The 12,269-nt window shown below is 67.8% G+C and carries 10 protein-coding genes; 1 reads left to right on the plus strand and 9 read right to left on the minus strand.

Annotated elements, in window-relative coordinates:
- Position 1: 1 nt before the first annotated feature.
- The 7 genes from ABZ195_RS22820 to metH all read right to left on the minus strand — a co-directional run bounded on the left by ABZ195_RS22820 (position 2) and on the right by metH (position 9,174).
- A complete protein-coding gene (locus ABZ195_RS22820) occupies positions 2–1,372 on the minus strand; it encodes an FAD-containing oxidoreductase (RefSeq protein ID WP_355221785.1) in 1,371 nt (456 codons plus the stop codon).
- An 11-nt stretch (positions 1,373–1,383) separates the two neighbouring features.
- Positions 1,384–1,869, minus strand: coding sequence for a DUF4126 family protein (locus ABZ195_RS22825; protein WP_355221787.1), 486 nt, complete (start codon positions 1,867–1,869; stop codon positions 1,384–1,386).
- A 24-nt stretch (positions 1,870–1,893) separates the two neighbouring features.
- Positions 1,894–2,754, minus strand: a complete 861-nt coding sequence (gene hisG, locus ABZ195_RS22830; RefSeq protein ID WP_355221788.1) for an ATP phosphoribosyltransferase — start codon at positions 2,752–2,754, stop codon at positions 1,894–1,896.
- Positions 2,751–3,032 carry a phosphoribosyl-ATP diphosphatase gene (locus ABZ195_RS22835; protein WP_263998579.1) on the minus strand — a complete coding sequence of 94 codons (282 nt, stop codon included), beginning with the start codon at positions 3,030–3,032 and terminating at the stop codon, positions 2,751–2,753. The genes hisG and ABZ195_RS22835 overlap by 4 nt, the downstream gene beginning before the upstream one ends.
- Before the next feature lie 42 nt (positions 3,033–3,074).
- Positions 3,075–4,556, minus strand: coding sequence for a sugar porter family MFS transporter (locus ABZ195_RS22840; RefSeq protein WP_355221789.1), 1,482 nt, complete (start codon positions 4,554–4,556; stop codon positions 3,075–3,077).
- Between the two features lie 112 nt (positions 4,557–4,668).
- Positions 4,669–5,355, minus strand: a complete 687-nt coding sequence (locus ABZ195_RS22845) for an HAD family hydrolase (protein WP_355221898.1) — start codon at positions 5,353–5,355, stop codon at positions 4,669–4,671.
- A 15-nt stretch (positions 5,356–5,370) separates the two neighbouring features.
- The gene (gene metH, locus ABZ195_RS22850) at positions 5,371–9,174 is read right to left on the minus strand and encodes a methionine synthase (RefSeq protein ID WP_355221790.1); all 3,804 of its coding nucleotides are present in this window, start codon (positions 9,172–9,174) and stop codon (positions 5,371–5,373) included.
- Between the two features lie 291 nt (positions 9,175–9,465).
- Here metH and ABZ195_RS22855 point away from each other — a divergent pair, with 291 nt between their 5' ends.
- Positions 9,466–10,329 carry a PAC2 family protein gene (locus ABZ195_RS22855; protein WP_355221900.1) on the plus strand — a complete coding sequence of 288 codons (864 nt, stop codon included), beginning with the start codon at positions 9,466–9,468 and terminating at the stop codon, positions 10,327–10,329.
- 4 nt (positions 10,330–10,333) lie between these two features.
- On the opposite strand, the gene ABZ195_RS22860 is transcribed toward ABZ195_RS22855, so the two are convergent.
- Together ABZ195_RS22860 and ABZ195_RS22865 are read right to left on the minus strand one after the other, a co-directional pair.
- On the minus strand, positions 10,334–11,317 hold the full coding sequence (locus ABZ195_RS22860) for an acyl-ACP desaturase (protein WP_355221792.1): 984 nt from the start codon (positions 11,315–11,317) through the stop codon (positions 10,334–10,336).
- Between the two features lie 50 nt (positions 11,318–11,367).
- Entirely contained in the window at positions 11,368–12,249 is an 882-nt protein-coding gene (locus tag ABZ195_RS22865) for an SDR family oxidoreductase (RefSeq protein ID WP_355221794.1), read from the minus strand.
- Positions 12,250–12,269: the final 20 nt, after the last annotated feature.

The following is a 12,269-nucleotide window of genomic DNA, read 5'->3' on the forward strand; positions in this document are numbered from 1 at the left end:
TTCACTGCAGCGGGGTCAGCTCCTGCAGCATCGTCGGCAGCAGCTCGCTGACCGTCGGATGAATGTGCATCGTCCGTGAGATCGCCGTGTAGGGCAGCTTGGCGGTCATCACGTCCAGGATGTCCTGGATCACCTCGTCACCGCCGACCCCGAGGATCGACGCACCGAGGATCTCCTGGGTCTCGGCGTCGACCACGACCTTCATGAAGCCGCGCGTCTCGCCCTTCTCCACGGCGCGGCCCACCTTGGTCATGGGCCGCTTGCCCACCAGCGCCTTGCGTCCCGACCTGCGAACCTCGTCGGTCGACATACCCGCGCGCCCCAGCGGAGGGTCGACGTACAGGGCGTAGGTCGGCACCCGGTCACTGACCCGGCGCGGGTCGTCGTCGAGCACGTTGGCCGCCACGATCTCGAAGTCGTTGTACGAGGTGTGCGTGAAGGCACCCTTGCCGTTGCAATCCCCCATCGCCCACACCCCGTCGACGTTCGTGCGGAGTTGATCGTCGACCACGACGTACCCGCGCTCGTCGGTCTCGATCCCGGCGGCGTCGAGTCCGAGGTCGTCGGTGTTGGGTCGGCGGCCGGTGGCCACCAGCAGGTGGCTGCCGGAGACGGGGTCCGCGCCGTCTCGCGGGAACAGGTGGAATCCATTTGGCTGGGCCACGATTCGCATGTCCGTGGCGCCGACGTGGACCTCGACGCCCTCGCCCTCCAGGATCTCCTGGATCGCGGCCGACACGTCCTCGTCCTCGCGGGCGGTCACCCTCGGACCCCGCTCGACGACGGTGACGCGGGCACCGAAGCGACGGTACATCTGGGCGAACTCCAACCCGATGTAGCTGCCGCCGATGATCACCAGATGCTCGGGCACGGCGTCGAGTTCGAGGATGCCGACGTTGGTGAGGTAGTCGACGTCGTCGAGGCCCGGGATCGGCGGCGCGGTCGCACGACCGCCCACGTTGAGGAAGATGCGGTCGGCCTCGAGCACCTCGTCGTCGACCCGGATGGTGTGGGGCCCCTCGAAGCGGGCGTGGCCGCGGACGAGGGTGCAGCCGTCCATGCCCTCGAGCCAGGACTCGAGACCCTCGCGGTCGCCCCGGCTGATCTGGTCCTTGCGCGCCTTCACCCGGGCCATGTCGACGACGACGTCGCCGGTGGTGATCCCGTACTCCGCACTGCGGCGCGCGGAGTGCGCGACGTGCGCGCTGGCCACCAGCGTCTTCGTCGGGATGCATCCGGTGTTGACGCACGTGCCGCCGACCAGCTTGCGTTCGATCACCGCCACCGTCTGTCCCGCTGCGGTCAGCCGGCCCGCCAGCGGCGGTCCGGCCTGTCCCGCACCGACGATGATGGCGTCGTACTTCGTCGTCATGGCGGGCCCCTTCAGAACGCGGCCGACGCGAGGGCGACGACGGCGAGGCCGCCGAGCACCGCGATGGCGTCCTCGGTGACTGCGATGGGCAGGTCTCGTCCCCCGTTGCGGGTGACCAGGCTGCTGCGGGCCTGGAAGCCGCCGAGCGTGCCGAGCACCGCGCCGATCATCCCCGCGCCGATGCCGAGGATGGTGTGGTGGGTGCCCGCGCCGATGACGGCACCTGCGAAGGCGCCCGTCAGCAGGCGCGCGATGAACTGCACAGGCACGGTGCGGCTGGGGGTCTTGGGTAGCTGGTCGGTGATCAGCTCGACGACCAGCAAGACGGTGAGCACCGCAACGGTGACGGGATGGCCCACCCATTGTGCCCAGGTGCCCTCGACGGGAAGCCAACCCAGCAGCGCGCCCCAGGCGACCATCGCGGGCGGAGTCAGCGCACGAAGCCCGGCGACGACACCGATCAGGATGGCCAACACGATCACCAGGACTTGCGTCATGGCTGGAAAGCTAACACTGAATGCTCAGAAGCGGCAGAACCTTATGTCCGAGGCCAAGATCGCCTTCGCGCCGATCGCCGCCAATTCGTCCATGATGGCGTTGACCGTCCGCCGCGGCACCAGCGCACGCACCGCAACCCACGCCGGATCGGCCAGCGGCGCGATGGTCGGCGACTCGAGCCCGGGGGTGACGGCCGTGGCCTGATCCAAAACCGTTCGTGGACAGTCATAGTCGAGCATCAGGTACTGCTGGCCGAACACCACGCCCTGAACCCGCCCGGCGAGCTGGTCGCGGGCCGGCGCCGTCGCCGGGTCCGCGTCGGCGCGTTCGATGAGGATCGCCTCCGAGTCGCACAGCGGCTCGCCAAAGGCCGCCAGACCATGCAGGCCGAGGGTGCGGCCCGTTCCCACGATGTCGGCGATGACGTCGGCGACGCCGAGCTGCACCGAGATCTCCACGGCCCCGTCGAGACGGATGACGGTCGCGTCGATCCCCCTGGCGGCCAGGTCCTTTCGCACCAGATTGGGGTACGCGGTGGCGATGCGCTTGCCCGCGAGCCCCGCCACGGTCCAGGCGGATCCGGCGGGCGCGGCGTAGCGAAAGCTCGACGAGCCGAAGCCCAGCGCCAACCGTTCCTGGACGGGCGCGTCGGATTCCCGGGCGAGGTCACGCCCGGTGATGCCGAAGTCGAGCTCACCGGATCCGACGTAGATCGCGATGTCCTTGGGCCGCAGGAAGAAGAACTCGACGTTGTTCTCCGGGTCGACGACGGTCAGGTCCTTGGGGTCGCGCCGACGGCGGTACCCGGCCTCGGAGAGGATCTCGGCCGCCGACTCGCTGAGGGCGCCCTTGTTGGGGACGGCGACGCGAAGAGAACCGGTCATAACTTGGCGTAGACGTCGTCGAGGGTCAGACCCCGGGAGATCATCAGCACCTGTGTCCAGTAGAGGAGTTGGCTGATCTCCCCCGCCAGCGCGTCGTCACCCTCGTGCTCGGCGGCCAGCCACACCTCGCCGGCCTCCTCGAGGATCTTCTTGCCCAGCCCGTGCACGCCGCCGTCCAAGGCCTTGACGGTGCCACTGCCGGCGGGACGGGTCTGCGCGCGCTCGCTGAGTTCGGCGAACAGCGCGTCGAAGGTCTTCACGGCAGGCGATTGTTCCACGTCAACGTTCGTGAAGTCACGGCGGTTTGCCGCCGAGCGGTCTCAGGCGGTCTTCGCGGGTTTCTCCGCAGCGACGATTGCGCCGTGCATGTCCTCCAGCGAGACGCCCTTGGTCTCCATGACCCACTTCCACACGAACAGTCCCGACAGCACCGCACACAGACCGTAGAAGCCGTACGCCAGGCCAAGGTGGCTCCGCAGTTCGGGGAACGACACGGTGATCAACCAGTTGGCCACCCACTGCCCGGCCGCGGCGAGCCCGAGTGCGGCAGCGCGGATGCGGTTGGGGAACATCTCGCCGAGCAGCACCCAGACCACCGGGCCCCACGACATTCCGAAGGCGACGACGAACAGGTTCGCCGCGATCAACGCGATGATGTCGGTGCCCTCGGGGAGGGCCGGGACACCGTCGGCTCCCACCGTGGCGTTGGCGAAGATGACGGACATCGTCAGCAGGGTGACGGCCATGCCGGTAGAACCGATGAGCAGCAACGGTTTGCGGCCGATCTTGTCGATCAGGGCGATGGCGATGAGCGTCGTCGCCACGTTGATCACCGACGTGATCACGGTCGACCACGCTGCCTCGGATTCGCTGAAGCCGACCGCCTGCCACAGCACGTTCGAGTAGTAGAAGATCACGTTGATGCCGACGAATTGCTGGAAGACCGACAACCCGAGACCCACCCAGACGATGCCGTAGAAGCTGAGGACGCCGCCGCCCGGCTTGCGCATGTCCTTCCAGGACGGCTTGTCCTCGCGCTCGAGGGTTTCCTTGATGCGATCGATGGTGATCTCGAGGTTCTTTTCACCGAGCAGCAGGTTGAGCACCCGGCGCGCTTCCGGGATCTTGTGGCTGGCAACGAGATAACGCGGCGACTCCGGAATCGTGAAGGACAGCACGCCGTAGACGATCGCGGGCACCATCATCACCAGGAACATCCACCGCCAGGCCTCCAGGCCGAACCACAGGTCCTTGCTGGCACCCCCCGCGATCGTCTGCAACAGCGTGTTGACGGCGAAGGACAGGAAGATGCCCAACACGATCGCCAACTGCTGCAGCGAACCCAGCCTGCCCCGGATCCGGGGCGGCGACGTCTCCGCGATGTAGGCGGGTGCGATCACCGACGCGACCCCGACTCCGATGCCGCCGATGACGCGGAAGACCACGAGTGTGATGACCTCGGGCGCGAACGCCGTCCCGATGGCACTGATGAAGAACAGCACCGCGGCGATCTTCATCACCGCGATGCGGCCGATCTTGTCGGCGATGCGGCCCGCCGTCATCGCGCCGACCGCGGCACCGAGGAGCGCCGACGCGACGGCGAACCCCAACTCGATCGAACCGACCTGGAACTGCTCCTCGATCGACTTGACCGCGCCGTTGATGACGGCACTGTCGTAACCGAACAGCAGACCGCCAAGTGCTGCGACGCCGGCGATGCGGACCGCCGTGCCACCGGAGGAGAAGTCTTCGTCCGAGATCGCCGACGGCCCGTCGGATACCGGGGGACCCTGACCAGCCATGGGAGTTCCTTTCGCAGCGCTGCGTGATACCTGTCACACCACGATAGGACAATCGGGTGAGCCATTCGGCGGTATCCCGAAGGGCGGCGCGCCAAACCCCCGGCGGCCGGGTTCAGCCGGTGACGGGGGCGCCGAGCCGACTGTCCAGGTCGCGGTGAACCGCCCTCAGGGCGTCCACGTCGACCTTGGTCAACGACGTCACGTGCCGGCGCCGTGGACCCTTGGGCACCTCGACGTCGTTGGGCACGACCAGCACTGGGCAACCGGCCGCCTCGGCAGCCGCCGACCCGGTCACCGAGTCCTCGATGGCCAGGCACTCGGCCGGGTCGACGCCCAGCAACTGCGCCGCCCGCAGATACGGGTCCGGCGCGGGCTTGGCGTGCTCGACCTCGTCACCGCACACCGATGCCGAGAAGTAATGACTGCCAATGCTCTTCAGCGCACGCTCCGTGAGCTCACGACGCGTGTTGGTGACCAGCGCCATCGGCACGCCTGCAGCGGTCAACGCGTCGAGTGTCTCCCGCGCCCCGGGCAACCACGTCAGGCCTTGCTCGAAGAGCTCTCCGGTGTAGTCGTGCAACCAATCCGAGGAGTCCGCCATCGCCGCCGGGTCCTGTTCGAGACCCAGATCGCTGTACACGATCCGCATCAGCCCGTCTGCCGAACTGCCGACCGTCGTGTCCCGAACCTCCTGGCTGAGCACCCCGCCGAGGCGCACGTACAACGCCTGAAGCGAGACGTCCCACAGCTTCTCGGAGTCGACGAGGGTACCGTCCATGTCCCACAGGACGGCCCTCAGCTCATGGGGCATCGGTCAGTCCTCCGGGTTGTAGCCGAGATTGGGCGCGAGCCAACGCTCGGCCTCCGGTAACGTCCACCCCTTGCGCTTGGCGTAGTCGGCGACCTGGTCCTGGGCCAGCCGACCCACCACGAAGTACTGCGACTGCGGGTGCGAGAAGTACCAGCCGCTGACCGCCGCGCCGGGCCACATCGCCATCGACTCGGTCAGCTCTATGCCGGTGCGCTCCTTGACGTCCAGCAACTCCCACAGCGTCGACTTCTCGGTGTGCTCGGGGCAGGCCGGGTAGCCCGGGGCGGGGCGGATGCCGACGTACTTCTCACCGATGAGATCGGCGTTGTCGAGCTGCTCGTCGGGCTGAAAGCCCCAGAACTCCTTGCGGACTCGCTGATGCATCCGTTCGGCGAAGGCCTCGGCGAGACGGTCGGCGAGCGACTCCAGCAGGATCGCGTTGTAGTCGTCGTGGGCGGCCTTGAACTCCTCGATCTTGACGTGGCTGCCGAGTCCGGTGGTGACGGCGAAGGCCCCGACGTAGTCGGCCAGGCCCGTCGTCTTGGGCGCGACGAAGTCACCCAGGGACCGGTTGGGGATCCCGGCGCGGTGCTCGCCCTGCTGCCGCAGGTTGAACAACTTGGTCAGCACCGTGCCGCGGGACTCGTCGGTGTAGACCTCGACGTCGTCGCCGACCGCATTCGCCGGGAAGAAGCCGATCACGCCGTTGGCGGTCAGCCACTTCTCCTTGATCATGGTGTCCAGCATCTCCTGGGCATCCTCGTAGAGCTTGCGCGCCGTCTCACCGGAGACCGGGTTGTTCAGGATGTCGGGGAAGCGACCCTTCATCTCCCAGGCGTTGAAGAACGGTTGCCAGTCGATGTACTCCCGCAATTCGGCGAAGTCGTAGTCCAGGAACTCTCGGATGCCGAGGCCTTGGGCCGGCACGGGCGGGGTGTAGCCGTCCCATTCGATCGGCGTGCGGTTCGCCCGGGCCTTCTCCAGCGTGAGCATCTTGCGCTCGCCCTTCTGGGCGTGCCGTTCGCGCAACGACGCGTAGTCCTTCTCGGTGGCCTCGAGCAGACCGGGCCGCTGCTTGTCGTCGAGCAGTGCGGCGGCCACCGGCACCGACCGGGAGGCGTCCTTGACCCAGACCACCGGGCCCTTGCGTCGCGGCGCGACCTTCACCGCCGTATGGGCCCGCGATGTCGTCGCACCACCGATCAGCAGCGGAATCTCCAGGCCCGCGCGCTCCATCTCGACGGCGAAGTTGACCATCTCGTCCAGCGACGGCGTGATCAGGCCGGAGAGCCCGATGATGTCGGCGTCGTGCTCCTTGGCTGCGTCGAGGATCTTCTGCGCAGGCACCATCACTCCGAGGTCGATGACCTCGAAGTTGTTGCACTGCAACACGACTCCGACGATGTTCTTGCCGATGTCGTGGACGTCGCCCTTCACGGTCGCCATGATGATCGTGCCGTTGGTGTCCTTCTTGGCGGCTTGAACATTCCCCGTCGCTTCGCTCGCCCCGTCCCCGGGCAGCAGTGCGGCTTTTTCCGCCTCGATGTAGGGCAGCAGGTAGGCCACGGCCTTCTTCATCACCCGAGCCGACTTCACCACCTGGGGCAGGAACATCTTGCCCGCACCGAACAGGTCGCCGACGACGTTCATGCCGTCCATCAGCGGACCCTCGATCACCTCGATCGGGCGGCCGCCGGCGGCCTCGATCTCAGCCCGCAACTCCTCGGTGTCGTCGTCGACGTTGGCGTCGATGCCCTTCACCAGGGCGTGGGTGATGCGCTCCCGGACCGGGAGCGACCGCCATTCGGCCGCGACCGGATCGTCGGCCTTGTCCGTGCTGTTGAACCGCTCGGCGATCTCCAGCAGGCGTTCGGCCGCGTCCTCGCGCCGGTTGAGCACGACGTCCTCGATGCGGTCCCGTAGTTCGGGGTCGATCGAGTCATACGGCACCAGTGCGCCGGCGTTGACGATGCCCATGTCCAGGCCGGCCTTGATGGCGTGGAACAAGAACACCGCGTGGATGGCCTCGCGCACGGGGTTGTTGCCGCGGAAGGAGAACGACACGTTGGAGATGCCGCCGGAGATGTGCACCCCGGGCAGGTTCTCCTTGATCCACGCGCAGGCCTCGATGAAGTCGATGCCGTAGGTGGCGTGCTCCTCGATGCCAGTGGCCAGCGCGAAGCAGTTCGGGTCGAAGATGATGTCCTCGGCCGGGAACCCGACCTCCTCGGTCAGGATCCGGTAGGCGCGCCCGCAGATCTCCTTGCGGCGCTCCAAGTCGTCGGCCTGGCCCTGCTCGTCGAAGGCCATGACGACCACGGCCGCGCCGTACTTGCGGCACAGCCGGGCCTCGCGGACGAACTTCTCCTCGCCCTCCTTCATGGAGATCGAGTTGACGATGGGCTTGCCCTGGACGTTCTTCAGGCCAGCCTCGATGACCTCCCACTTGGAGGAGTCGATCATCACCGGGACCCGGCTGATGTCCGGTTCGGCGGCGATCAACTTGGTGAACCGGTCCATCGCGGCGACGCCGTCGATCATGCCCTCGTCCATGTTGATGTCGATGACCTGCGCGCCGACCTCGACCTGCTGCAGCGCAACCGACAGGGCGGTGTCGTAGTCCTCTGCCTTGATCAGGTTGCGGAACCGGGCCGACCCGGTGATGTTGGTGCGCTCGCCGATGTTGACGAACAGCGAGTCGTCGGTGATGTTGAGCGGCTCGAGACCCGAGAGCCGGGTGGCCACGGGGATCGTCGGCAGCTCGCGCCGGGGCTTGCCCTCGACGACCCTGGCGATCTCGGCGATGTGCTCCGGCGTCGTGCCGCAGCAGCCGCCGACCAGGTTGACCAGGCCGGCCTCGGCGAATTCGGCGATGTAACCGGCCTGATGCTCCGGATCCTCGTCGTACTCACCGAAGGCGTTGGGCAGACCCGCATTGGGATAGCAGGACACGAATGTGTCGGCGATGCGGGCCACCTCGGCGATGTAGGGCCTCATCTCGGGGGCGCCAAGGGCGCAGTTGAGGCCCACGGCCAGCGGCCTGGCGTGCCGGATCGCGTTCCAGAACGCCTCGGTGACCTGACCGGACAGCGTGCGACCCGACGCGTCGGTGATGGTGCCGGAGATGATCAGAGGCCAACGGCGGTCGCGCTGCTCGAAGAGGGTCTCCACGGCGAACACCGCGGCCTTGGCGTTGAGCGAATCGAAGATCGTCTCGATGATCAGCAGGTCGGCGCCACCGTCGACCAGACCGTTGACGGCCTCGAGGTAGGCGGCGACCAGTTGGTCGTAGGAGACGTTGCGGGCGCCGGGATCGTTGACGTCCGGGGAGATCGACGCGGTGCGGGTCGTCGGGCCCAGCGCGCCGGCGACGTAGCGGGGCTTGTCCGGGGTGCTGAACTCATCGGCGGCCTTGCGGGCAAGGGCGGCGCCGGCGAAGTTCAGCTCGTAGGCCAGGTCGGCCATGTCGTAGTCGGACAGCGAGACCGCGTTCGCGTTGAACGTGTTGGTCTCCAGGATGTCCGCGCCGGCCTCGAGGTACTCGCGGTGGATGCCCTCGATGATCTGCGGCTGCGTCAGCGTCAGCAGGTCGTTGTTGCCCTGAAGCGAGGTCGGCCACTCGGTGAACCGGTCACCGCGGTAGCCGGCCTCGTCGGGCCGGTCGCGCTGGATTGCGGTGCCCATGGCGCCGTCGATGACCATGATCCGCTGGTTGAGCGCAGCGGTCAGTTCGTCGGTGCAGTCGGGACGGATGTTCGGCTCGAAGACTTGCGGCTCTGCGATCGGCTCAGAGGACCCCACGTACATTCCTTCCGTAGCGGAAGGCGTCCTTAGCTCTGCCGAGCGTGGCGGATGCGGGGTGGACTTCCGGGACTGTGTCAGTCCGCCCGGGTCCTCCGGCAACCGTTGCAACGCCTCTCGACCGAACAAGTCTACGTCGTCGTGTTCGCGACGGCCGGACGCCCAGTTCCGTGGTCTTGGTTACCCAGGGTAACGACAGTGCCGGCGAGGGTATTTCGCGGCGCCGGATCACGCCGATCCGGACGACGACCCGCCCGGTGATGGCGCTCGCGGTCGCCGGGCAGGGCTTACGCTGGCCTGGTGACAGACCTGCCCAACCTGCAGGACACCATCATCGTGGCAGCCTTCGAAGGCTGGAACGACGCCGGTGACGCGGCCAGTGACGCCCTCGAGCACCTCGACGTGATCTGGGAAGCCGACACCATCGTCGAGATCGACGACGAGTCCTATTACGACTACCAGGTGAATCGCCCGGTGATCCGCCAGATCGACGGCGTGACCCGCGAGCTGGTGTGGCCCTCGATGCGCATTTCGCACTGCCGCCCGCCCGGCAGCAACCGAGACATCGTCCTCATGCACGGGGTGGAGCCCAACATGCGCTGGCGCACGTTCTGTGCGGAGTTGCTGGCCATCGCCGAGAAGCTCAACGTCGACACCGTCGTGATCCTGGGCGCACTCCTGGCCGACACGCCGCACACCCGGCCGGTGCCCGTCTCCGGCGCCGCGTACTCACCCGAGTCGGCCAAGTTCTTCGGTTTGGAGGAGACGCGCTACGAGGGTCCGACCGGCATTGCCGGTGTCTTCCAGGACGCCTGCGTGGCCGCCGGCATCCCCGCGGTCACGTTCTGGGCCGCGGTGCCGCACTACGTGTCGCAACCACCGAACCCGAAGGCGACGGTGGCGTTGCTGCGCCGGGTCGAGGACGTCCTGGACATCGAGGTGCCGCTGGCCGACCTGCCGATCCAGGCCGAGGAGTGGGAGCAGGCCGTCACCGAGATGACCGCCGACGACGACGAGATCGCCGAATACGTCCAGTCCCTCGAGGAGCGTGGCGACGCCGAGGTCGACATGACCGAGGCGCTCGGCAAGATCGACGGCGACGCGTTGGCCGCCGAGTTCGAGCGGTATCTGCGGCGCCGCGGGCCGGGCTACCGGGGATAGCGGGTCAGACCAGCGCGGTCGCCGTGTCGTGGTCGGCGCGACGTGCCGCGCGCTCGAGGTACCTGTCCTTGGCGGCCTCGAACTTGGCCGCCTCCGCGGCGAGCTTCTCGACGAACGCGCCCAGCTCGTCACGGGCGCATTCACCCTCGGGGCCGAAGTCGGTGCGTTCGAAGATCCGCCACTTGCGCAGCACCGGCAACACCACCTCGTCGAGGTGCTGACGCGCGTCGTAGATGCCGCCGACCGCCATCTTCACCGCGTTGCGCCGGAAGTTGGGGATCGAGAAGCCGGGCATCGCGAAGTTCAGCAGGATCCGGGTGATGGACTGCATGGCGCGGTCGGGCGTCAGATCCAGGGCCGCACCCGTCAACCCGCGGTAGAAGATCATGTGCAGGTTCTCGTCGAAGGCGATGCGCTTGAGCAACGCGTCGGCGACCGGTTCCGCGCAGGCCTTGCCCGTGTTGCGGTGCGAGACCCGGGTGGCCAGTTCCTGAAAGGTGACGTACGCGGCGGCGTCGAGGAACGACTCCGGTGCGACGTCGCCCTGACCCTGTTGTCCCGGGCTGAACCCGGCGGTGACCTGCTGCATCCGGGCGATCTCGAGGTCCACGGGGTCGACGGCCCTGGTGACCACCAGGTAGTCGCGCAGCGCGATGCCGTGCCGGTTCTCCTCGAGGGTCCACCTGTTGACCCACGCGCCCCACGCGTCGTCGAGGGTGAAGTAGCCGGCGACGGCGCGGTGATAGGACGGCAGGTTGTCCTCGGTCAGCAGGTTGGTGACCATCGCGATGCGGGCCAGTTCCGACAGCGGCGAACGCTCCGGTTCCCACGCCGTCCCACCCAGCGCCGCGTAGTTGGCACCGTCGGACCACGGCACGTAGTCGTGTGGCGCCCAGTCCTTGGTGGCGGCGAAGTGCTGGTTGAGCCCGGCGTCGACGACGGGTTCGAGTTCACCGACGAGCTCTGCGTCGGTCAGTGGGCGCGCCATGGTGGACCACACGGTACGCCCGCGCAGGCCCAATATCGGCAGGCCACGCCCTAGCTGGAGCCGCGGGTTCGCTCGGACTGGGCGCTCGTCGAACGCCCGAGGGCCACCACCTCGGCGTCCATCCGCGGCAGCAGGTCGGGCACCACGCGGCGGATGGGAGCCTCGCCGAGACGGGTGGAGAAGATGGGCTTAACCCATCCCAGCACGCCCACCCAGCCGGGGCAGTAGACCCGGGTCTTGCGCTTCTCGATGCCCGTGACGAACGCGGCGCCGCACTTCTCGACCGAGGTGGTGACGTTGAGCGGGTAGGGCAGTTTGGAGAGCATCTCGGCGAACGTCGTCAGATCGGTCTTGGTGTCCCGCACCATCGCCGTGTCCACCCAGGACATGTGGGCCGAGCCGACGTCCACGCCGTGGTGGGCCACCTCGAGCCGCAGCGCGTTGGCGAACTGCTCGACGGCGGCCTTGCTGGCGTTGTACGGCGCCAGGCCCGGTGCGGCGGTGAAGGCCGCCAGTGAGGACACGACGAGCACGTAGCCCCGGCGTTCGATGATCGACGGCAGGGTGGCCCGGACGGTGTGGAACACCCCGAGGACGTTGATCTCGAGCAACCGCTTGAACGCCAGGGGGTCGACCTGCAGCACCGATCCGTAGCTGGCGATGCCGGCGTTGGCCACCACGGCGTCGACGCCGCCGAAGCGCTCCACCGCCCGAGCGGCGGCGGCCTGCATCGCGGCCAGATCGCGCACGTCGGCTGCGACGGTGAGCACCCGGTCACCCCCGAGCGTGGCGGCGAACCGGTCGAGTGCTTCTGCGTCGACGTCAGTGAGGACCAACCGGGCGCCCCTGGCGTGCAGTCGGCGGGCGACCTCCGCTCCGACGCCGGCCGCGCCACCGGTGATGAACACGACCTTGCCGTCCACCGAACCCATGCGCGGAAGGTACCTCGTGG

The sequence above is a fragment of the Mycobacterium sp. NPDC006124 genome (assembly GCF_040614235.1).
GTDB lineage: Bacteria > Actinomycetota > Actinomycetes > Mycobacteriales > Mycobacteriaceae > Mycobacterium.